This window comes from uncultured Phascolarctobacterium sp., from assembly GCF_902463975.1.
In the GTDB taxonomy this organism is placed as follows: Bacteria; Bacillota; Negativicutes; order Acidaminococcales; family Acidaminococcaceae; genus Phascolarctobacterium_A.
On record NZ_CABQHJ010000017.1, the window covers coordinates 20,311 to 42,757 of the forward strand.

A 22,447-nucleotide genomic window follows, 5' to 3' on the forward strand; every position below is an offset into this window, starting at 1 on the left:
CAACAATATATTTTAACACTAATTGCGGAAGTCTGTAAACAAAATTAGTATTAAAGCATTAATTGCCTTTCAGAACCTCATGTCGCGCTTCCGGCAAATATTGCGCCAGCTCACCTGCTGCCAGACCAATATCAATACCACTGATATCCGCAGCCTTTCCATGCAGATAAACACCGCAAACAGCAGCCTCCTGCAAAGTAATCTCCTGCGCTGCCAGACCGGCAATAATACCTGTCAGCACATCACCGCTGCCACCTGTAGCCAAGACACTAGAGCCAGTGCTGTTGACATAAACAGTGCCGTCCGGGCAGGCAATAACTGTCGGCGCTCCCTTGAGCACCAGTATAGCATTCCATTCCTTAGCGTATTGCATAGCAATATTAATACGGTCAGCATTAATTTCACTGATTTCCTTGCCAATAAGGCGTGCCATTTCGCCAGGATGCGGTGTCAGCACCTTTGCTGCCTGCATCTGCGTCAAAATTTCTGTATGTCCCTGCAAAGCTGTCAGTGCATCTGCGTCAATAACAACAGGCACCTGCAGCTGCAGCAATATATCGCGCACTGCCTGCTGGGTGCTTTCGCTGGTGCCTAAGCCGGGGCCAATCGCCAGCACGTCAGCTGCATTAGCATTTTTCGCAACATCGCCTGCAGCACCACCGCCCAAAATACCAGGCATGCGCTCCAGCAAGCCATGCACCATAACCTCTGTCAGCTTGCCTGCAAGCACATCACGGCTGCTGAGCGGTGTATAAAGCGAAACAAGACCAGCGCCTGCCTTAACAGCAGCGTAGCTGCTCAAGGCTGCAGCACCGGTAAAACCGGGGCTACCAGCGCAGATTACAGCGCGTCCGGCATCACCCTTATGCGCATCTGCCTTACGCAGCGGCAGCAGCTCGCGCACAATATCGTCTGTCAGACGATATTTTTTGCTCGCACATTCATCAACCATTTTTGCAGGCATACCAATATCTGCCAGCTCAATATCACCGCAATATTCGCGACCTGGATAAAGTAAAAGACCGGTTTTCAGCAAAGCCATAGTTACAGTTTTATCTGCACGCACTGCATTTTCAGCAACAGCACCATTATCTGCATTTACACCCGTAGGCACATCAACAGCAACAATATATTTTTCGCTTTCATTCAACAGCTTGCAGGCACGCAGAATATCTCCCTCCAGCTCGCCGTGGAAACCAGTTCCTGCTAACGCATCAACCAACAAATCTGCCTTGGCAACAGCCAGCTCCGCCAGCAGCCAATCATCCTCGCTGGCAATAGCCTCTACCTTAGCATCAGTTTTTTGCAGCATCGCAAGCTCTGCTGCAGCATCACCGGTCACAGCCTCCAATGCCTTGCCCACAACAAAAACGCGTACTTTGGCGCCATAATTTTGCAGCCAACGGGCAGCACCGAAGCCATCACCGCCATTATTGCCGCCACCGCAAAAAACAACTACGCTTTCTCCATCCAGCTCATCTAAGCTATCATTAACAGCATCGGCAACAGCCTGCGCTGCATTATCCATCAATAAGATTCCCGGTACAGCATATTCCGCTGTCGCCAGTTGATCAAGCTGTTTCATTTCCTGTACATTTACTAATTTCATTTGTCATCCTCCATTATCACATAGGCCACAGCAAAATCTCTGCTATGGCTCAGGCTGATTTGTATATTTTTTACGCCAAGCTGTCTGGACAGCGCTGCAAAGTGCCCGCTAAGCTGCACCAAAGGTTTACCTAATGCATCATTAGCTACAGCTATTTCCTGCAATGAACCTTCTCTCAGGCCTGTTCCCAAAGCCTTCAGCACTGCTTCCTTAGCTGCAAAACGAGCTGCAAAGCTTGCTGCTGCCTGCTGGCCACGGCTTTGGCAATAAGCAGCCTCCTTTGCTGTAAATACACGCTGAATGAAAGACTCGCGCTTTATTGCCCGGGCAATACGTTCTATTTCGATAATATCACAGCCAATGCCTACAATCATCTACTTTCACTCCTTCACGCAGCTTTTTAACTTAACTATTATTAATTCTTGCAAGTATATCTAAAATCCTTTTTTTATTTTTGTTTTTCACAAAAAGGTTGCAAAATTTAAAGAGAGGCTTCTTTTACCACAGATATCGGCAAGCTTTACTTCTTCATCATTGCAAAAATCCCCGATATCGCGCAAATACGCAATACCGGGGAAATAGTTTTTTATTAAGCTGCTGTTAAATCAGAAGCAGGCAATCTGTCCGTCTGTACGCTTTTCAGTTGCACCGCACAGCACGCCATCCTCATCACGGATAATAATCTGTCCGCGGCCCATATGATACGGGTCGGGCTGAACCACAACGTTATGGCCCATACGCTGCAGCTGACGGATAATGTGGTTAGGAGTATCCTGTTCCACCTCTACAGTTTTACCGCCGATCCACTGCCATCTCGGAGCATCCAGCGCCTGCTGCGGATTCAGGCCGAAATCAATCATGTTCATAGCAACCTGAACATGAGCCTGCGGCTGCATAAAGCCGCCCATAATACCAAAGGCACTAACAGCCTGACCATCCTTGGTCATGAAGGCAGGAATAATGGTGTGATACGGACGCTTGCCACCCTGCAGTGCATTCGGATGATTTTCATCAAAAGAGAAGTTCTCGGCACGGTCATTAAAGGAAATGGAAGTTCCTGGTACAACGATACCACTGCCAAAGCCACGATAGTTGCTCTGAATCATGCTGACCATATTACCTTCGGCATCAGCGGTGCAGAAGTAAACAGTGCTGCTGTAACGCGGGTCACCTACAACCGGCTCCAGTGCTTTATCATTAATCAGAGCACGGCGGTCTGCGGCATAACGCTCGCTCAAAAGCTGCTCGGCAGTAACCTTCATGTAGGAAGGCTCGGCAACATATTCTTTAGTATCAACAAAGCTCAGCTTCATAGCTTCGATTTGCTTGTGCATTGTTTCTACAGTATCGCGTTCGGTAAAGTTATAGCCCTTAAGAATATTCAGCGCCATAAGTACGGTAATACCATGACCGTTAGGAGGCAGCTCCCAGATATCGTAGCCACGATAGTTAACGCTCAGCGGTTCAACCCATTCCGGCTTATAGGCTTCAAGGTCGCTCTTGCGCAGGAAGCCGTTATGTTCTTGCATAAAAGCATCAATCTTATCTGCCAGTTCACCTTTATAGAAAGCATCGCCATAGGTTTCGGCAATCAGGCGCAGGCTTTTAGCCATATCGGGATTCTTGAATACTTCGCCCGGCTGCAGCCAATGTCCGTTAGGCTCAAAGGTATCAAACCAGCCTTTGAATTCCGGTCTATCTTTATATTTAGTATAGAAGCCGTCAGCCTCTTCCCACAGGCGACTCATGTTCGGAGAAACAGGATAGCCGTTTTCCGCATAGTTGATGGAGGGTTCCATAACAGTTTTGATAGGCAGCTTGCCAAACTTTTTATGAATTTCCATCCATGCGCCTACAGCACCCGGAACGTTAATCGGCTCAACACCATAGGGAGGAATTTTATCAAAGCCACGTTCCTTCAAAGCGGCGATAGAAGCAGCCATCGGAGCCGGACCGCTGCCGTTAATGCCATACAGCTTGCCCTTATACCAGATAAGTGCAAAGCAGTCACTGCCCAGGCCATTACCGGTAGGCTCAACTACAGGCTGACAGGTTGCAACAGTAATAGCAGCATCAATTGCGTTACCGCCCTTAAGCAAGGTTTGCAGGCCTGCGGAAGCAAAAGGTATTTTACAGACATAAAACCAACAACACAGACAATACAAAAACTCCGCAACTGCAATAGTTGCGGAGTAATTTGTGCGATTTGTGTTTGTGATTGGTGCTTGACAGTAAACCAAAAATTAACGTTTGGAGAACTGGCTAGCTTTACGAGCTTTCTTCAAGCCGTATTTACGACGTTCTTTTTCGCGCGGGTCGCGAGTCAGGAAGCCTGCTTTTTTCAGAGCAGGACGGAATTCAGCGTCAACTTTCAGCAGAGCGCGAGCAATGCCGTGACGGATAGCACCAGCTTGGCCGGAAATGCCGCCGCCGTTTACGTTAACGAGTACGTCATATTTGCCTTTGGTTTCGGTAACTTCGAGCGGTTGGTTAACAATCAGCTCTAAGGTTTTCAGACCAAAGTATTTGTTCAATTCACGGTCGTTGATAACGATGTTGCCTTCACCCGGAACCAGGCGAACGCGAGCAACAGAAGATTTACGACGACCAGTTGCGTTATAAGTAACTACTGCCATTTATTTGTTCCCTCCCGGATATTATCTAACGTTGATTTCCATTACTTCAGGTTTTTGAGCTGCATGCGGATGTTCGCTGCCAGCATATACATGAAGTTTGGAGAAAATTTGAGCGCCGAGGCTGTTGTGCGGAATCATGCCTTTAACAGCGAGCTCTACCATTCTTACAGGGTTTTTCTTCAGCATGTCGCCAGCTTTTACATAGCTGTCGCCGCCGAGATAACCAGAATGACGGAAATAGATTTTGTGAGTCAGTTTTTTGCCGGTCAGAACAACCTTATCTGCATTGATAATGATTACGTGATCACCGGTGTCCATGTGCGGGGTAAAGGTCGGTTTGTGTTTACCGCGCAGGACTTTTGCAACCTCTGCAGCCAGGCGGCCCAGAGTTTTATCAGCTGCGTCAACAACGTACCATTTGTGTTCGATGTTAGACGGATTAGCCATAAAAGATTTCATCGCTTGTGTCCCTCCTAGATATTTTCCAAATATACAGTTCGTTGCGATCTTCTCACCGTATTTCGGGGCTAGTGAAATCAAGCGGAAAATCACGTAGATATATTATACGCAACTTAAGAGTTTAAGTCAAGTATTTTTGTTAAAATTTTAGCATTTTCCAAGAGTTTTTACATTAAAACTGCGGATACTCCCGATAACCTACCTCTGCCAGGTATAAACCCTGTGCCGGAGCAGGCTCGTTCAGAAATTCACAGCGCTGTGCCGTCAGCTCGGCGGCAAAATCCTGCACCGTACGCTTGCACATTCCCACCTGTACCAGGGACCAGACTATGTTGCGTACCATGTGATACAAAAAGCCGTCACCGCTGATGCGGAAAAGAATCTCTTCTCCCTGCTGCTGCCACTTGGCAGCATAAATTGTTTTTATCGGCGAAGTATCTACGCTGCCGCTGCTGCGGAAAGCACTGAAATCATGCGTTCCCAGCAGCAGCTCAGCCGCCTCATTCATAGCCTTCAGATTAAGCTGCTGACGCAGCTGCCAGGCATAACGCACCATAAAGGGATTGACGTGCTCATTGACAAGCAGCTTGTAATGATACGTCTTCCACTGTGCGCTGAAGCGTGCGTGAAAGCCTTCCGGCATCTCCTCGGCGTTCACAACCACGATATCCTCCGGCAGCAGGCTTGCCGCCGCACGCACCAGATTAGCACAGGGAATGCGACCATTCGTAGTAAAGGTCACCGTCTGTGCCAAAGCATGTACCCCGGCATCCGTGCGCCCACTGCCTGCGGTTACTACTTTTTCGCCGCACAGCATAGTCAACACTTCTTCCAGCACATTTTGCACCGTCTGCACGTTTTTCTGCTTCTGAAAGCCATGATAGGCACTGCCGTCATAGGCTACAACCAGCTTTATTGTACGCATACGTTCCCCCAGCGCAATACTGCGAGGCCAACCGCCAGTATAATAATCAAAGCAAAGGCCAGGTAATCGCGGCCGGCATATGCCAGCTCATGCATGCGTGTACGTCCTTCACCGCCGCGATAGCAGCGAGCTTCCATTGCAACAGCCAATTCATCGGCACGGCGGAAGGCACTGATAAACAGCGGTACCAAAAGCGGCAGCATATTTTTCATTCTCTGGAAAATATTACCGCTGGCAAAATCAGCGCCGCGAGAGGTCTGTGCCTTCATAATGCGGTCTGTTTCATCCAATAATGTAGGAATAAAGCGCAAAGCAATGGTCATCATCATAGCCAGCTCATGCGCAGGAACACCCAGCTTTTTGAACGGACGCAGCAGATTTTCAATACCGTCAGTCAATACAATCGGTGATGTCGTAAAGGTAAGCACCGAAGAAAACAGCAGCAGCAGAATCAGGCGAACTGCCATCTTTACGCCCATATCGATGCCTTCGGCAGTTACGCTCAAAAACTTCCAGGTAAAAACAATATGCTCACCAGGAGCGGTAAACATATGAATCAGCATCGTCAGAATAACAATAATCCAGATAGGCTTCAGTGATTTGAAGACCAGCATCCACGGTACTCTTGAAATAAGAATCACCACAGCTGCAAAGGCGGTCAAAATGCCATAGGCCAACGGCGTTACCGCAAAGAAAATAGCAATAATATAAATCAAGGTAGCCAACAGCTTAGTACGCGGATCAAGCTTATGGATAAAGGAGTTACCGGGGAAATATTGTCCTAAGGTTATATCTGTCAGCATTATTTCCACCCCTTTGCTTGCTTAATCGCCTTGACCAGGCTCATATCGTCTTTAATGTTCTCTTTCACTGCCAGGCCGTTTTTGCGCAGTAAATCCGCCAGCTTGTAAACCTGCGGCACATCTACGCCAACCTTGACCAGCTCATCGGCATGCTGCTTGAAAATATCTGCGGGAGTGCCGTCGAACAGCACCTTGCCGGCGTTGATAACCAGCAGGCGGTCAGCATATTTTACTGCCTCCTCCATGCTGTGCGTTACCAGCACAATCGCAATACCGCGACTTTTGTGCAGCGACATGATTTCCTTGAATACTGCATTGCGGCTACGCGGGTCCAGGCCTGCGGAAGGCTCGTCCAATACCAGATAATCAGGGTTCATCGCAACTACGCCGGCAATAGCTACACGGCGCATCTGGCCGCCGCTCAGCTGAAAGGGAGAGCGCTGCGCATAGGTATCATAATCCAGGCCGACGAAGGCCATAGCCTCACGCACCTGCTTTTCTACCTCATCCTCGGCAAAGCCTTTATTGCGCGGACCGAAAGCGATATCCTCGAAAACAGTTTCCGCAAACAGCTGATGCTCCGGATATTGAAATACCATGCCAACCTGCTGGCGTGCAGTCTTGGCTTCCGCCCCCTTGGCAGTAATATCAATGTCATCAATGCTTGCACTGCCCTTATCAGGCTTCAGCAAGCCGTTTAAATGCTGTACTAAGGTAGACTTGCCGCTGCCGGTGTGTCCTATAATGGCAACTATTTCGCCCTTGGAAATCTCCAACGACACATCATTGAGTGCCAGGCGTTCAAATGGCGTACTCTTGGAATATGTATGATATATATTAGAAAGTTTTATTGACATAATGCCTGCGCCAGCTCCTCATCTGTAATAATATCCTGCGGCAGCTTTACACCGCTTTTGCGCAGCTCACTGGCTACCTTCGCCGCCAGCGGAGCCTCCAGGCCCAAAGCCTCCAGCTCATCTACCCTGCTGAAAACCTCACGCGGAGTACCCATAAATCTGATATGACCTTTTTCCATAACAACTACGCGGTCAGCAGCCAGTGCTTCCACCATGTAGTGCGTAATATAAACTATAGTCATCTTTTTTTCTTCATTAAGCTTGCGTACAGTGCCAACAATTTCCTTGCGTCCCTGCGGATCAAGCATCGCTGTCGGCTCGTCCAGCACAATGCATTCCGGCTGCAGCGCCAGAATACCTGCTATAGCCACACGCTGCTTCTGGCCGCCGCTCAAAAGATGCGGTGCATGCTTGGCATATTCCGTCATGCCTACAGCAGCTAATGAATCTGCTACACGCTGCGGTATTTCCTGTCCCGGTACACCGATATTTTCCGGGCCGAAGGCCACATCCTCTTCCACAATCGCAGCAACTATCTGGTTGTCGGGATTTTGGAACACCATACCAACCTTTTGGCGGATATCCCACATTTTGTTTTCATCTTCAGTATCCATGCCATCTACCAGCACAGTGCCGTCTGTCGGCAGCAGCAAAGCGTTCAAATGACGTGCCAGCGTAGATTTACCGCTGCCGTTAGCGCCGATAACAGCAACAAATTCGCCCTGCTTAATCTCCAGGCTTACGCCGTCCAGTGCCCTTACCTCGTTGCCATCAGCATCTGTATAGTAATGCTTCAAATTCTTTATACTAATCACAACAGTGCCTCCATCATAAATTCGTGTACTTACTAATTATATACGCGATAAAAAGATTAGTCAACCGCATTTTCTTTTACGGTTAACCATAATGATAAAAAAGTAAACCATAAACTCTCAAGCACGTTTACGGCTTATTTTTATAAATCAAAACGTTCAATTTTAATGCCAGCAAAGCAACACGAGCTTTAGAAAACGAGAAAACAGCCTGCAGGGGATATTGCAGGCTGCCTCTCTTAGGAAAGCTGTTTATGATGAATTTGATGGGAAGGGTGTAGCAACTTCTTGCTACACTCATAGTATACTATATTGCTGTGACATAGCAAGGGCAAAGTTTTGAAGAAATCGTGAATAAAATTCCTGTATGAACTATTGCTATATTATAAGTTTATTCTTAATTATCTACAATTTGTGCTCCAAACGGCAGCAGTGCCAGCTTAGCCAGCTTAAAATGCTGCATACCGAAGGGAATGCCGATAATCGTGCAGCACAGAATCACAGCAAAAACAGCATGCGTAATTGCCAGTTCGATACCACCAAAAATCAGCCAAAAAATATTTAACAGCAATGAGGTTGTTTCGCCGCTCAAAACTACGTCCTTACCAAAGGGGAAGAAGCTCAAGCGTCCCAGCTTAAAGCACTGCAGTCCTACCGGAATACCGATAATCGTCAAACACCATAACAGACCTACCAGATACCAGATAATGCCTGCTAAAATACCGCCAAATAAAAACCAGATAATATTACCGATAATGCTCATTGCGCACTTCCTTTCATCTACTGACAAACCAACCGTCACACCGAAAAATATACACGTAGTTGGTTACTGATACATTTGATTTAAAAGATTGTAAGTAATCTCTCTAAGGCTAGTTTAGCATACCGCTAACTTTTGTGCAAGCGCAAAGGCAAGCGGCACTGTGGGAACTCTGGGGAGAGTCTCACAGTGCCGCTGCACTATATTAAATTAAATGGGATAACTTAATGATTGCTTTCTTCGGCTAATTTTGCCGGAACCAGCTCAGATTCTTCCTTGAGATGTTGTTGATATGCTTTAGTTTCAGCAACAACTACACCGGAAAGTGCAACCAGTGCGATAAGGTTAGGCAGAGCCATCAGACCGTTAACGATATCGGACATAACCCAGATTTCTTCCAGCTTCAGGAACGGGCCAACAGCTACAAGAATAATGAAACCGATGCGATACGGAAGAATTGCTTTAACACCCATCAGATATTCTACACAACGTTCGCCGTAGTAGTTCCAGCCAAGGATAGTAGTGAAGGCGAAGAGCACCAGGCCAACCAACAGTAACCAAGTACCAAAGGCAGGGAATGCAGAGCTGAAGGCTGCATTAGTCATGGCAGCACCATTGAGATCGCCGTTCCAAACGCCGGTAACAATCAAGGACAAACCGGTCATGGTGCAGATGATGATAGTATCAATGAAGGTACCGGTCATGGAAACCAGACCTTGTTCAGCAGGCCAATGAGTTTTGGCAGCAGCTGCTACGATAGGAGCAGAGCCTAAGCCGGATTCGTTAGAGAATACGCCGCGGGCAACGCCATTACGCATCGCCAGCATAACAGTTGCTCCAAGGAAACCGCCCTGTGCAGCAGTAGTAGTGAAAGCGCTTTCAATAACCAGTGCGATAGCGCCCGGAACCTGGTCCGCAAAGCTAACTAAAATGCCCAAGGTAGTAAAGAAGTAAATTACTGCCATGCCGGGAACAACCTTAGAAGAAACATTAGAGATAGATTTCAGACCGCCGATGGTTACAGCAGCAACCAATACGGTAAGAGCAATACCGGTGTAGATAACCGGGATACCAACAGAGATTTTGGTAATCTCAACAATGGAGTTTACCTGAGCAAAGGTACCTACGCCGAAGTATGCGCACATGATACCGAAGACACAGAACATAATTGCCAATGGTTTATATTGCTTGCCAAGACCGTTTTGAATGTAATACATCGGACCGCCGGAGATATTGCCGTTAGCGTCGACAGTACGATATTTTACAGCCAGCAGGCATTCCGCATATTTGGTTGCCATACCGAAGAAGGCAGCCAACCACATCCAGAACAAAGCACCGGGACCACCGGCCTTAATTGCGGTAGCAACACCAACAATGTTACCGGTACCAACAGTTGCAGCAAGAGCGGTACACAGTGCTTTAAAGCTGTTTACGTCACCATGACCTTCATTCTTAGCACAGAAGATAAGCTTCAATGCCTGCGGCAGCTTCAATACCTGCAGCAAGCCTAAACGAATAGTCAGCATAATGCCGGTACCTACAAGCAGCACCAGTAGTGGCGGACCCCAGACAAACGAATCAATTGCATTCAATGTTTCCAACATGATGATTTCCCCTCTCATTTTTAAAGTTCCCTAAGTAAATAAAAAGCCAGAGTATATTATCTGATACTCTGGTTTGTCAGCGGCCCTGATAGCTGTACTATCATCATGGTTTTGCTCTGTCCACTGGCCTGAGAGATAAGGATGTAAATAAGCACATCTTTGCACCTTCGGCGCCCATTTAAGGGACTCTCCAGAGTTGTGTCTGTACACGGTTCTTGCTTTTTATAAGCACCTGAGAGTTTTTGCTCCTTCGGTAGGCATTGCCTTCTCCTATGTACTTCATCCACTCACTATTTACTTATGTATCTGATTATAGCACATATTAAACAAATTTCAAGAGCTTACAGCAATGTATACACGCATACATTGCAAACTGTAAACTAAAGTATATTTATTGATTTTTTTAACAACAAAACGGCGCTGTGGGAACTCTGGGGAGAGTCGCACAACGCCGCTTTGCTATATAAAATGAAATATCAGGCTTACTTATTTATCCTTTTGTTCATCCAAATGCTTCTGATAAGCCTTGGTTTCGGCAACAACTACGCCGGACAAAGCAATCAGTGCAATTAAGTTAGGAATAGCCATCAGGCCGTTAACAATATCCGCCAAAACCCAAATCTCTTCCAGCTTCAGGAAGGGACCGCAGGCAATCAAGCAGATGAAGATGATGCGGTACGGCAGAATTGCCTTAACACCCATCAGATATTCTACACAGCGTTCGCCGTAATAGTTCCAGCCAAGGATAGTGGTGAAAGCAAAGAGTACAAGGCCAACCAACAGTAGAATGCTGCCAAATGCAGGGAACGCCATGGTGAAGGCAGATTCAGTCATTGCAGCACCGTTCAGAGGTCCGCACCATACACCGCTGACAACCAGAGACAAGCCGGTCAGAGTACAAATAATGATAGTATCAATAAAAGTACCGGTCATAGAAATCAAGCCTTGCTCTGCAGCCCATTTGGTTTTAGCAGCAGCAGCAACGATAGGAGCAGAACCTAAACCGGATTCGTTGGAGAATACGCCGCGGGCAACACCACTGCGCATTGCCAGCATAACGGTTGCACCAAGGAAACCGCCTTGAGCAGCAGTCGGAGTGAAAGCAGAATTTAATACAGTTGCGATTGCAGCAGGAACCTGGTCTGCAAAAACAATCATGATACCAACAGTAGTCAAAAAGTACAGCATAGCCATAGCAGGAACTACCTTTGCAGCAACAGTTGCAATGGATTTCAAACCGCCGATGGTTACAGCAGCAACAACTACAGTCAGAGCAATACCGGTGTAAACAACAGGAATACCTGCAGAAATCTGGGTAATTTCAACAATGGAGTTTACCTGAGCAAAGGTACCGATACCAAAGTATGCGCACAGAATACCGAATACAGCAAACATAACAGCAAGCGGTTTGTATTTTTTGCCCAAGCCATTTTCAATGTAGTACATCGGGCCGCCGGAAATATTGCCGTTAGCATCAACAGTACGATATTTTACAGCCAGCAGACATTCGGAATATTTGGTTGCCATACCGAAGAAGGCTGCCATCCACATCCAGAACAGTGCGCCCGGACCACCTGCTTTAATTGCAGTTGCAACACCAACGATGTTACCGGTACCAACGGTTGCAGCAAGCGCGGTGCACAGTGCTTTAAAGCTGTTTACGTCACCGCTGCCATCGTTCTTAGCACTGAAGATCAGGCCCAAAGCCTGTGGCAGCTTGAAAACCTGCAGCAGCTTCAGACGGAAGGTCAGCAGAATACCGGTACCAACCAAAAGTACCAGAAGCGGCGGGCCCCAGACAAACGCATCAATTTCATTCAAAATTTCCAACATGATTAAAACATCTCCCTTTTAGTTCCCATTAATTATTTATAAGCAAATAAAAAACCGGAGTATACAAAAAATACTCCGGTAAAAGTCAATGACATATGATAGGCAATAGCGCCATCACATAAGCTTTGCTCTGTCCACTGGCCTGAGAGATAAGGACGTTTCTGAAATTCAGAAGACATCTTTGCACCTTCGGCGCCCATTTAAGGGACTCTCCAGAGTTGTGTCAGCATACGGTTCCTGCTTAAAATTAAGCACCTGAGAGTTTTGCTCCTTCGGTAGGCAGTGCCTTCTCCCATATACATCATCCACTCGTTATTTACTTATGTACGCTATTATAACACACTTTTTGAAGAACGCAAGCCTTTTTTTAACAATTTTTTATGTATACACGAATACATAAGGTAATGTAACTTTTGAAGCAATTCGTTAGCAGTTTTCACGTGCAAAGCTGCGCTCGCTTAAAAGATAACAGGGTAAAGCGATAAGCTGTGCCGCTACAGAAACAATGATGAAGGTATTCAATGAGTAATCATAAATTGCTCCCAACAGCCAGCTGCCCAAAAACCACGCTAAGCCAAAGAAAAATTCGAACGTACCGTAGCTGCTTGCACGATGCTCCTTACTCGTCATGGTGGCAACCGCTGCTTTCATAATAGATTCCTGAGCGCCCATGCCTACGCCCCACAAAGCAATACCCAGCATAATCATACCCGGCGAAGTCATACCAAAGGCAAAAATTGCAAAGAAAGCTGAAATAGCTGTAGAAATAACCAATGCCTTCGTGCGCATTTTGTCAAACAGCCAGCCAAAGAAAAGCGCCGCAACCGCATCCACAAGCATAGCACCGGAATATAGCAACGGCAAAGTGCTGTCGTCAAAAAGCTTATTTTTTGCCAAATGCATAGTCACCAGCGGAAAATCTACAAAACCGAAAGCGAAACAGCTGATGCCTGCAAGATACAAATAAAAGCTTTTCTTGCCTACAAAGCTATCCTTCTTCTCTTCCTTAGCTTCCGGCTCAAAGGCTTCCGGATTCGGGAAACGGCTTTTAGCAAACAGTAAAAAAGCAATTGTGCAGACAGCAGGCAAAGCCAGAAAAGCAAAGGCTGCATTGTATACCTCGTATTCATCGCCATGCTTATACAGCATCACCGCATAAAGCAGCAAGGGGCCGATAAAAGCACCAAGCTGATCCAAGGCTTCCTGTATAGCAAAGCTTTTGCCGACACCCTCCTGTGAGGCCGCAAAGGAAAGAATAGTATTCTTGGCAGGCTTTTTTATCGCCTTGCCGATGCGCTCAACAACAAGCAGCACGCAGGCTGCTATCCAGCCGTCACGATGGACCAGCGCCAATGCCGGTACGGCAAAAACATCCACAGCGTAGCCTAAAATCATAAAGCCCCAGTAGTTGTGCGTTTTATCTACCAAACGACCAAAAAGATAACGCAGGCCATAGCCCAAAAGCTCGCCTACGCCGGAGATAAAACCGATTGTAGAAGCACTCGCTCCTAAAATTAATAAATACGCTCCCTTAATACTTGTCGCTGCTTCATGCGTCATATCGCTGAACAAGCTGACAACACCAAGCAGCACGATAAACGCCATAGCAGAATTTTTATTGTGCATGCTTACGCCTCCTGTTTAGTTACTATTTCCTTATTATAGCATATTATCATAAACTTAATTATTCTTTAATTTGCTGAAAATCTGCCAAATTATTAAAAGTGCCTGCAACACTACGTCACAGGCACTTATCGGTTATATAGACAATAATATCTCAGTTCATCCCTTCTTCATTCTCAGCATAATCCAGCTATTATCGGCATCAATAACCTGCCATTTGTTATTCTGCTGAGCAATAAATCTATCATAGCTTGAAGGCGTAACAACAACAATACGATACGGATTCCGCTCCAGCGTTGCGTAAGGCATAACGTTCTTGCTTGTCCAGGAAAAATCCTTGGGAATATAGCCTGCAACCTCACGCTCATGCATCAGCTTGACTACTTTACTGTTACTGTAAAAAACTGCAGAAGTAGGATATTTGCCATATAAGCCTACCTCGTGCACATCATTTTCCGTCAACATCTCACCCAAATTCTTCGCACTGCGCTGCTCACTGAACGGCACTGCAATGCTGAAAACGAGCGCAATATAAAATACTAGCGACATCGCCGCAATACTGCAGGCACGCTCGCCCGTCACTAAGCGCAGTATATAATCAAGCATCACGCTGATAATCAGCGCCAACGGCAGCAAGAACATCAGCTCAGATGCTATCAGCTGATGACTTACCGCAAACCATGCTCCCACAAGCAGCAAGCCAAAGCCTCCGCCGACAAATATCATATAACCGCCATCCACACATTCGGTATATTTTGCCAGCATGCTTCCCAGTAAAAGGCTGGCCGGGAAGAGCAGCGGATAGGTATAGGTGATGTATTTCGTTGCCATACATTGAAAGAAAATGAAAACAACAAGTGCCCACAGCAGTAAAAATTTTTGCTGTTCTTCCAGGCTGCGCTGTCCCTGCCGCCACCATTTATAGGCAGCCCAGGGAACAAGTCCGCTCCACGGAAACAGCGCCAGCAAATTTACCAGCGTATAATAATAAATCACATCGTCACGCGGATGCTCCGATACCGTTGCGCGCAGGAAGTTGTGTGTGCCGAAGAAGGTATTGATGAAATCACTGCCGTGCAGGCTGTACATAACAGCATACCAGGGCACAGCAACCGCCGCACACAGCAATGTGCCGCTTACAAGATGCATGCGCTTCAGTACGTGCCAATCACGCTGCCACAACAGGAATAACGTAATAATCAATCCCGGCAGCAGCACGCCAATCGGACCCTTAGTCAAAACCGCAAAGCCTGCTGCAGCATACATAATATACCAATAGTGCGCCCTGCCGTCACGATAGCCCAGATAGAAAAACAGCAACGTCGCACTTAAGAAAAAGAAGAGCACCGCATCGGTAATCACCGACTTGCTGATCAGAAAAAATTCCACACTGCTCAGCAGCACCAACGCGCTGAAAAAGCCGCTGCGCGCATTTTCCAGCTTGCTGCCTCCCCACGCCAATAATGCAACGCTGCCCAAACCGAATAATGCCGGAAAGAAGCGCGAGGCAAATTCAGTAAAGCCAAACATTTTATAAGCCAGCGCCGTCAGCCAATAAAAGAAAATCGGCTTATCATACCAGTAATGACCGTAAATCTGCGGTGACAGCCAATCGCCGCTCAGTACCATTTCCTTCGCCGTCAAAGCATAATTAGATTCTACGCTATCTGTAATCATCAGGCTGCCATTACCCGCAAAAAGCAATGCTGCGGCAGCTGCAAAAAGCAGCAGCCAATATTTTCGTGGCATAAAAAATCCCCCTTCAGCAGCAGAATATTGTCATTCTGCTTTTCATTAAGCACAGTATAAACGCTTCTGCTTAACGATTACTGAAAGGGGTATTCATCTTAAATTAATCTTGCCTTTAGATTATATCAGGTTAATATAGCCAAAGCATTACTTAGCCTCTAGCGGCAGCTTCACATACATAACAGTTCCCTGCGGCATATTATCAAAAACCTTAATGCTGCCGCCATGCTGACGCACAATCGCCAAGGCCAGCGATAATCCTAAGCCCAGGCCACCCTGACTGCGGCTGCGCGCCTTGTCCACGCGGAAGAAGCGATCAAAAATCTTCTGCTTATCTTCGTCACTGATGCCACAACCCTCATCACGTACCTCCAGTACCAGATGCGTTTTCACCTTGGCTGCACGCAGAGTAATTTGCGTCTGCTCCGGCGAATACTTCATAGCGTTATCCACCAAAATAATCAGCAGACGCGATAAAGCCATTTCGTCGCCCTGCATTATCAGATTATCCTGGATTTCCTGCTTCAGCTGCAGCTTTTTTTCTGCTGCCAAAAGCGACATCTGTGATGCAACCTTTTTACACAGCGCCGTTATATCCACCTGCGCCGTATACACTGGAAGAAAATCCTCATCGCTGCGCGCCAAGGTCATAAGATTTTCCGTAAGACGGCTAAGTCTTTCCGACTCGCTTTTCAACATATCTACTGACTCTTTGGCAAAATCGCTCAGCCTGCTGTCCTCATCCTCCTGCAGTCCCTGCACAGCCAGCTTCATAACGGCAAGCGGTGTGCGCATTTCATGCGAAGCATCCGCTGTGAACTGCTGCTGCTTGGCATACATGTTGCTTATAGGACGGATATTGCGTCCTGCCAGCCAATAACCGAAATAGCAGGCGGCAAAATACAGCACCAGCGCCATACACAAAAGCAAAAACAGCGTTTTATAAGCCGCATGATAATAAAACTCCATATTTTTGAACATATACAGCCTGCCAACCTGCTTATCACCGTCAATAACAGGAGCAACTGCAACCAGATAACGATAACGCTCACCATTCACTCCATGCATCCGCAAAAGACGCGATGTATTCAGCACCTTCGGCCAATCATCCTTATGACTCATCAGCTCCTGCCCCGCCTCACCGGTTCCCAGCTGGTTTAAAATTACCTTCGAGCCATCTGCATTCACAAAGTATGCAAGCATTTTTCCGCTGCGGATAGCTGCTTCAGAGCAGGGAGCCTCCTCCGACTCTATCCATTCTTCGCCCTCATGGTAAATCTGCGCTACAAGGTTTTCCTTTTCGTGCGCCAGTATTTCCCACCAGATAAAGGTGTAGGCCGCAGCCACAATAACCAAAATCAAAGCACCGAAGATGGCGGCATATAAGCAGGTCATGCGCCGGCGCAGCTTTTCAAAAGGCTTATTCCACATAATAGCCCACGCCCCGCATCGTTTTAATCAGTTCTTCTCCGTTCAGCTCCATAATTTTTTTACGCAGCAGACGGATATGCACATCAAGATTGTTCTCCGTCACATCGCTGTCAATGCCCCAGATACGGTCCTGCAGCACCGCACGCGGCATAACCTGCCCCCGGTTGCGCAAAAGCAGCTCCAGCAGCTTAAATTCACGCGGACGCAGCTCTACGCGCTGCTCGCCATAAGCCAAACAATAGGTAGAGCTTTCCAACGTATAAGCACCATAGCGCAGCTTTTCCGCGCTGTACTGTCCCTGGCGGCGGTAGAGAGCATTCAAGCGCGCCACCAGCTCCTCTAGCTCAAAAGGCTTTACCAGATAGTCGTCCGCACCGCTGTTTAATCCCTCTACCTTATCCGCCAATGTATCCTTTGCCGTCAGCAGCAATATTTTCCCCTGATAATCTTCTTCACGCAGGCGCTTGCACAGGTCAAGGCCACTTAAAAGCGGCATCATCCAGTCCAATACCAGCACATCATAGCCGTCGGCATACACAGCATCGTAGGCAGCCTCGCCATCCTGTACCCAGTTCACAGTTATATTTTGTTTTTTCAGCAGCATGCTTAAAAGCTTGCCTAAATTTATATCATCCTCAGCTAATAAAATTTTCATTGCTTCCGCCTCCGTTACTGCTATTGTATCATAATGCAGTATAGGCATGTAAAATTAATTTTAACTGAAAAATCGCTGCCAAAGCTTTGCCTTCAGCAGCGATTGTCTTACATGATATATCTGTTCAGCGGCGGCACAATTTCTGCATAAGTGCCTTTTTTATTGGCCAGCATAAGATTAATGGCCCATACAGCCTGCCCGCGGTCATCCTCCGTGCGTGTAGCCTGCAACTTACGACTAGTGTCTGTAAAGCTCACAATGCCTTCCAGCTCCAGCAAAAGCGGCATATCGTCGCGTCTGTAGCCTTCCAGGCACTGGTCTGAAAACATTACTGTCAGCATCAGCATATCGTCCATACGCCAGCATTCCAGGCGATAGGCGCGGCCATCGCTCAGCTTGCCGTTATAATAGCCGACATCCTGCACGCCGTCCTCATCAGGCTCATAGGGAGAAGGCACGTAGTCAACGCGACAGGGAACAGGAAATTTTTTTATCAGCATAAATCGTTCTCCTCATAGAGCAAAGCGCCTCAGAGCCTAAGGCTTTGAGGCGCACTTGCTTATACGTTATTCCTTATCAGTAGTTTCCTCTGCTTCAGCTTCAGCAGTTGGAACTTCCGGCATCGGAACATTATATTTTACTTTGATATCACGGTAACGGCTCATACCAGTACCAGCCGGAATAAGCTTACCAATGATAACGTTTTCTTTCAGGCCCAGCAGCGGGTCAACCTTGCCTTTGATAGCGGCATCGGTGAGTACGCGGGTGGTTTCCTGGAAGGAAGCGGCAGACAGGAAGGAATCGGTAGCCAAAGAAGCTTTGGTGATACCCAGCAAAATAGCGCGGCCTTCTGCAGGAGTCTTACCTGCTTCCAGCATCTCGGTATTCTGATCTTCAAATTCTGCCACATCAACGTCTTCACCCGGCAGCATCGTAGTATCGCCGGATTCCTCGATGCGGATTTTGCGCATCATCTGACGAACCATAACCTCGATGTGCTTACTGTTGATATCTACGCCCTGAGACTTATAAACGCCAACTACCTGAGATACCAGATAGTTCTGGGTAGCCTTGACGCCGCTGATACGCAGTACGTCATGCGGGTTCAGAGAGCCTTCAGTCAGGCGGTCACCCTTAGCGATTTCCTCGCCCTCAACAACAGACAGCTTAGCACCATAAGGAATCTGGTATTCCTGGTTTTCGCCATCCAGTGCCATTACGGTTACCTTGCGGCTGTTGCCCTCCTGGGTAATATGTACGTGACCTGCAACCTCGGACAAAATGCCAGGATGCTTCGGCTTACGTGCTTCGAACAGTTCCTCGACACGAGGCAGACCTTGGGTAATATCATCAGCACCTGCAACACCGCCGGTATGGAAGGTACGCATGGTCAGCTGAGTACCAGGTTCACCGATGGACTGTGCAGCAATAGTACCGACTGCCTCACCTACATCAACGTTCTTGCCAGTTGCCAGGTTGCGGCCATAGCACTTGCGGCAAACGCCGAATTTAGCCTTACAGGTCAGTACACTGCGGATCTTAACCTTTTCACGCAGCTGGCAGATGCGCTCTGCCATAGGCTCGGTAACATATTCATTGATATGATAGAGAATTTCACCATTTTCATCCAGAATATCCTCAGCCAGGTTACGGCCAATGATACGGTCATGCAATGTTTCAATGATGGTTTTCTCTTTCTTGCCTTCGGTAATTGCCTCAACCTCAATGCCGGCAATTTCGTTATTGCGGATACGCATTTCCTTAACAGTACCGTCAGCCAAAATAGCGTTGATAATGTCTTCGGTCATGGTGTCGCCGGTATGTGCCAGCACTTCGCCTGCACCGTTAACAATATCAGATGCTACCTCTTTATTGTTGAAGTTATGCATCATAGCTTCCTTCAGCACATTATGTGCAAAGGTGTCGCTGATGTTGATGCGGACAGTTTCAATATCCTCACCATTCATATCTTCATCAGAGTAGAGGTTAATCTCTTCAATCTTAGCATCATTGAGTTTAGCGAAAAGCTCTTCAGTGATGTTGGTATCTGCTTCTGCAATCAGATTGCCTTCTGCGTCAAGTACGCCGGAAGCCAGGGTGCGGCCCATAACCTTTTCGCGGATTTTGTTCTGGCTTGCACCAAGAACAGCCTTGCTCAGGCGGCTGCGTTCCTTAACCAGGTTCATACCTACAATATCGCAATCATCCTCACGTACAATTACGTCCTGAGCAACGTCAACCAGACGACGAGTCAGGTAACCGGAGTCAGCAGTACGCAATGCAGTATCGGCCAAGCCTTTACGAGCACCATGAGAAGAAATGAAGTATTCCAAAATGGTCAGGCCTTCACGGAAGTTGGATTTGATAGGACGGTCAATGATACGACCGGAAGGATCGGCCATCAAACCACGCATACCAGCCAGCTGACGAATCTGCTGTTTGTTACCGCGGGCACCGGAGTCAGCCATCATGGAAACAGGATTAAACTTGTTCATGGTGGATTTCATCAGCTTGTCGGTAACCTTATCGGTTGCTTCGTTCCAGAGGTCGATTACCTTACGATAACGTTCGTCATCGCTCATCAAGCCACGGCGGAAGAGGCGCTCAACCTTATCAACCTCATGCTCTGTTGCTTCCAGAATAACTTCTTTTTCAGCAGGAATCTGAATATCAGAGGTTGCGATAGAAATACCGGACTTACAAGCATTATCGTAACCCATCTTTTTAACAATATCCAGAATCTCAGCAGTACGCAGGTTGCCGTACAGCTTATGAGCTTTAGCAACGAGTTTGCCCAATTCTTTTTTGTCAATCAGCTTGCCAAGGTGCCAACGTTCAACCTCAACTGTTTCTTCAACAACGTTGCCTTCAGCATCAAGATGCTTTTCAACAACCTGATCTTTTTCTTTATGATAGTAACGCATTTCCAGAGGCAGCTCGCCATTGAAAATAGTGTTACCAACTGTTGTAACTACCAGGGACATACCGGTTTCACCAACGGCCGCACCCTTTTCTTCGTCATAGATTTCGCTGTTGGGAATATAAACCTCAATGGTTGCCTGCAGATCTACAGCCTGGTGGAAGTAAGCCAGCTGAGCCTCGTCCACGCTGCTATAGCGGTTGCCTTCACCCTTGATGTTCGGATCATCCTTGCTGGTCTTGACGATAGTCAGATAGTAGGAGCCCAAAACCATATCCTGGGTAGGAACAGCAACAGGCTTGCCATCCTTCGGTGCCAGAATATTGTTTACAGACATCATCAGCATACGTGCTTCAGCCTGAGCCTCAACGGAAAGCGGCAGATGGACAGCCATCTGGTCACCATCGAAGTCGGCGTTATAAGCGGTACATACCAGAGGATGCAGCTTAATAGCACGGCCTTCAGACAGGATAGGCTCGAATGCCTGAATACCAAGTCTATGCAGAGTCGGTGCACGGTTCAGCAGTACCGGATGCTCCTTGATTACCTCTTCCAGAACATCCCATACGGCGTTGGTAGCACGCTCTACCATGCGCTTAGCGCTCTTGATATTGCTTGCTTCACCGCTGTTTACCAAACGCTTCATAACGAAGGGTTTGAACAGCTCCAAAGCCATTTCCTTCGGCAGGCCGCACTGATGCATTTTCAGCTCAGGACCTACTACGATTACGGAACGGCCGGAATAGTCAACACGTTTACCTAACAGGTTCTGACGGAAACGGCCCTGTTTACCTTTGAGCATATCGGACAAGGATTTCAGCGGACGGTTGCCAGGACCGGTAACCGGACGACCGCGACGACCATTGTCAATCAAAGCATCTACTGCTTCCTGCAGCATACGTTTTTCATTGCGGACAATAATATCAGGCGCATGCAGCTCCAGTAAACGGTTCAAACGGTTGTTACGGTTGATAACGCGGCGATATAAATCATTCAAATCGGAGGTAGCGAAACGGCCACCGTCCAGCTGTACCATTGGGCGCAGCTCAGGCGGAATAACCGGTACTACATCCATAATCATCCATTCAGGACGGTTGCCGGATTTCAGAAAAGCTTCAGCAACTTCCAGACGACGGATAGCGCGTACACGGCGCTGACCGCTCAGCTCCTTCATATCATGGCGCAATTGCTCTGTCAAAGCTTCCAGATCAATAGCTTGCAGCAGCTCTTTAATAGCCTGCGCACCCATGCCTACACGGATACCTGCTTCAGGATATTTGTCGCGCTTTTCCATATACTCAGGCTCAGTCAGCAGCTGACCTTTAACTAAGTCAGTGCCTTCACCCGGATCAAGAACGATAAATTTAGCAAAATACAGAACCTGCTCCAGGCTTTTCGGAGAAATATCCAGCATCAGGCCCATACGGCTGGGGATACCCTTGAAGTACCAGATATGGGAAACCGGCGCAGCCAGCTCGATGTGGCCCATACGGTCACGACGAACCTTGCTGCGGGTTACTTCAACGCCGCACTTATCGCAGACAATACCCTTATAACGGATGCGTTTATATTTGCCGCAATGACACTCCCAATCCTTAGTAGGGCCAAAGATTCTTTCGCAGAACAGGCCATCTCGTTCCGGCTTCAGGGTTCTATAATTGATGGTTTCGGGTTTTTTTACCTCACCGTAAGACCAGGCTCTAATCTGGTCAGGAGAGGCCAAACCGATACGCATAGACACAAAATTATTTACGTCGATCAAGAATCATTC

At 47.4% G+C, this 22,447-nt stretch carries 18 protein-coding genes and 2 riboswitches; all 18 genes read right to left on the reverse strand.

Annotated features, from left to right (window positions below; genetic code table 11):
* Positions 1-58: 58 nt before the first annotated feature.
* Positions 59-1,609: an NAD(P)H-hydrate dehydratase gene (locus tag RDW05_RS06335; RefSeq protein ID WP_307978263.1), complete on the reverse strand. Its 1,551-nt coding sequence runs from the start codon at positions 1,607-1,609 to the stop codon at positions 59-61.
* On the reverse strand, positions 1,606-1,983 hold the full coding sequence (locus tag RDW05_RS06340) for a holo-ACP synthase (protein WP_293724903.1): 378 nt from the start codon (positions 1,981-1,983) through the stop codon (positions 1,606-1,608). The genes RDW05_RS06335 and RDW05_RS06340 overlap by 4 nt, the downstream gene beginning before the upstream one ends.
* 231 nt (positions 1,984-2,214) lie before the next feature.
* A complete protein-coding gene (locus RDW05_RS06345) occupies positions 2,215-3,708 on the reverse strand; it encodes a gamma-glutamyltransferase family protein (RefSeq protein WP_307978264.1) in 1,494 nt (497 codons plus the stop codon).
* 144 nt (positions 3,709-3,852) lie between these two features.
* Positions 3,853-4,245 (reverse strand): 30S ribosomal protein S9, encoded by a 393-nt coding sequence (gene rpsI, locus RDW05_RS06350; RefSeq protein WP_009145170.1) that lies wholly within the window; start codon positions 4,243-4,245, stop codon positions 3,853-3,855.
* 21 nt (positions 4,246-4,266) lie between these two features.
* Positions 4,267-4,704 (reverse strand): 50S ribosomal protein L13, encoded by a 438-nt coding sequence (gene rplM, locus RDW05_RS06355; protein ID WP_021720962.1) that lies wholly within the window; start codon positions 4,702-4,704, stop codon positions 4,267-4,269.
* A gap of 172 nt (positions 4,705-4,876) precedes the next feature.
* The gene (gene truA, locus RDW05_RS06360) at positions 4,877-5,629 is read right to left on the reverse strand and encodes a tRNA pseudouridine(38-40) synthase TruA (protein WP_307978265.1); all 753 of its coding nucleotides are present in this window, start codon (positions 5,627-5,629) and stop codon (positions 4,877-4,879) included.
* Positions 5,617-6,432, reverse strand: coding sequence for an energy-coupling factor transporter transmembrane protein EcfT (locus tag RDW05_RS06365; RefSeq protein WP_293388969.1), 816 nt, complete (start codon positions 6,430-6,432; stop codon positions 5,617-5,619). The genes truA and RDW05_RS06365 overlap by 13 nt, the downstream gene beginning before the upstream one ends.
* The gene (locus RDW05_RS06370; RefSeq protein ID WP_307978267.1) at positions 6,432-7,289 is read right to left on the reverse strand and encodes an energy-coupling factor transporter ATPase; all 858 of its coding nucleotides are present in this window, start codon (positions 7,287-7,289) and stop codon (positions 6,432-6,434) included. The genes RDW05_RS06365 and RDW05_RS06370 overlap by 1 nt, the downstream gene beginning before the upstream one ends.
* Positions 7,280-8,104 carry an energy-coupling factor transporter ATPase gene (locus RDW05_RS06375; protein WP_307978269.1) on the reverse strand — a complete coding sequence of 275 codons (825 nt, stop codon included), beginning with the start codon at positions 8,102-8,104 and terminating at the stop codon, positions 7,280-7,282. Before RDW05_RS06375 ends, RDW05_RS06370 begins: the two co-directional genes overlap by 10 nt.
* Positions 8,105-8,498: 394 nt before the next feature.
* Positions 8,499-8,864, reverse strand: a complete 366-nt coding sequence (locus RDW05_RS06380) for a YccF domain-containing protein (protein WP_304238150.1) — start codon at positions 8,862-8,864, stop codon at positions 8,499-8,501.
* 221 nt (positions 8,865-9,085) lie between these two features.
* The gene (locus tag RDW05_RS06385; RefSeq protein ID WP_307978270.1) at positions 9,086-10,465 is read right to left on the reverse strand and encodes a sodium:alanine symporter family protein; all 1,380 of its coding nucleotides are present in this window, start codon (positions 10,463-10,465) and stop codon (positions 9,086-9,088) included.
* A 106-nt stretch (positions 10,466-10,571) separates the two neighbouring features.
* Positions 10,572-10,669, reverse strand: a riboswitch (glycine riboswitch).
* A 282-nt stretch (positions 10,670-10,951) separates the two neighbouring features.
* Positions 10,952-12,298, reverse strand: coding sequence for a sodium:alanine symporter family protein (locus tag RDW05_RS06390; protein WP_307978272.1), 1,347 nt, complete (start codon positions 12,296-12,298; stop codon positions 10,952-10,954).
* Between the two features lie 120 nt (positions 12,299-12,418).
* A riboswitch (glycine riboswitch) is annotated at positions 12,419-12,524 on the reverse strand.
* A gap of 200 nt (positions 12,525-12,724) precedes the next feature.
* Positions 12,725-13,924 (reverse strand): MFS transporter, encoded by a 1,200-nt coding sequence (locus RDW05_RS06395; protein WP_307978273.1) that lies wholly within the window; start codon positions 13,922-13,924, stop codon positions 12,725-12,727.
* Between the two features lie 156 nt (positions 13,925-14,080).
* Positions 14,081-15,670 carry a glycosyltransferase family 39 protein gene (locus tag RDW05_RS06400; RefSeq protein ID WP_307978274.1) on the reverse strand — a complete coding sequence of 530 codons (1,590 nt, stop codon included), beginning with the start codon at positions 15,668-15,670 and terminating at the stop codon, positions 14,081-14,083.
* 147 nt (positions 15,671-15,817) lie between these two features.
* Complete coding sequence (locus RDW05_RS06405; protein WP_307978275.1) at positions 15,818-17,101, reverse strand: HAMP domain-containing sensor histidine kinase; 1,284 nt, start codon at positions 17,099-17,101, stop codon at positions 15,818-15,820.
* Positions 17,091-17,756 (reverse strand): response regulator transcription factor, encoded by a 666-nt coding sequence (locus RDW05_RS06410; protein ID WP_307978276.1) that lies wholly within the window; start codon positions 17,754-17,756, stop codon positions 17,091-17,093. The genes RDW05_RS06405 and RDW05_RS06410 overlap by 11 nt, the downstream gene beginning before the upstream one ends.
* A gap of 107 nt (positions 17,757-17,863) precedes the next feature.
* Positions 17,864-18,256 (reverse strand): hypothetical protein, encoded by a 393-nt coding sequence (locus RDW05_RS06415; RefSeq protein ID WP_293724877.1) that lies wholly within the window; start codon positions 18,254-18,256, stop codon positions 17,864-17,866.
* Positions 18,257-18,322: 66 nt separating this feature from the next.
* Complete coding sequence (gene rpoC, locus RDW05_RS06420; RefSeq protein ID WP_307978277.1) at positions 18,323-22,438, reverse strand: DNA-directed RNA polymerase subunit beta'; 4,116 nt, start codon at positions 22,436-22,438, stop codon at positions 18,323-18,325.
* Positions 22,439-22,447 lie beyond the last annotated feature (9 nt).

Coding starts and splice junctions, on each gene's coding strand:
- RDW05_RS06335 (WP_307978263.1), bottom strand. CDS start 1,609: ATGAAATTAGTAAATGTACAGGAAATGAAACAGCTTGATCAACTGGCG.
- RDW05_RS06340 (WP_293724903.1), bottom strand. CDS start 1,983: ATGATTGTAGGCATTGGCTGTGATATTATCGAAATAGAACGTATTGCC.
- rpsI (WP_009145170.1), bottom strand. CDS start 4,245: ATGGCAGTAGTTACTTATAACGCAACTGGTCGTCGTAAATCTTCTGTT.
- rplM (WP_021720962.1), bottom strand. CDS start 4,704: ATGAAATCTTTTATGGCTAATCCGTCTAACATCGAACACAAATGGTAC.
- truA (WP_307978265.1), bottom strand. CDS start 5,629: ATGCGTACAATAAAGCTGGTTGTAGCCTATGACGGCAGTGCCTATCAT.
- RDW05_RS06365 (WP_293388969.1), bottom strand. CDS start 6,432: ATGCTGACAGATATAACCTTAGGACAATATTTCCCCGGTAACTCCTTT.
- RDW05_RS06370 (WP_307978267.1), bottom strand. CDS start 7,289: ATGTCAATAAAACTTTCTAATATATATCATACATATTCCAAGAGTACG.
- RDW05_RS06380 (WP_304238150.1), bottom strand. CDS start 8,864: ATGAGCATTATCGGTAATATTATCTGGTTTTTATTTGGCGGTATTTTA.
- RDW05_RS06385 (WP_307978270.1), bottom strand. CDS start 10,465: ATGTTGGAAACATTGAATGCAATTGATTCGTTTGTCTGGGGTCCGCCA.
- RDW05_RS06390 (WP_307978272.1), bottom strand. CDS start 12,298: ATGTTGGAAATTTTGAATGAAATTGATGCGTTTGTCTGGGGCCCGCCG.
- RDW05_RS06395 (WP_307978273.1), bottom strand. CDS start 13,924: ATGCACAATAAAAATTCTGCTATGGCGTTTATCGTGCTGCTTGGTGTT.
- RDW05_RS06400 (WP_307978274.1), bottom strand. CDS start 15,670: ATGCCACGAAAATATTGGCTGCTGCTTTTTGCAGCTGCCGCAGCATTG.
- RDW05_RS06405 (WP_307978275.1), bottom strand. CDS start 17,101: ATGTGGAATAAGCCTTTTGAAAAGCTGCGCCGGCGCATGACCTGCTTA.
- RDW05_RS06410 (WP_307978276.1), bottom strand. CDS start 17,756: ATGAAAATTTTATTAGCTGAGGATGATATAAATTTAGGCAAGCTTTTA.
- RDW05_RS06415 (WP_293724877.1), bottom strand. CDS start 18,256: ATGCTGATAAAAAAATTTCCTGTTCCCTGTCGCGTTGACTACGTGCCT.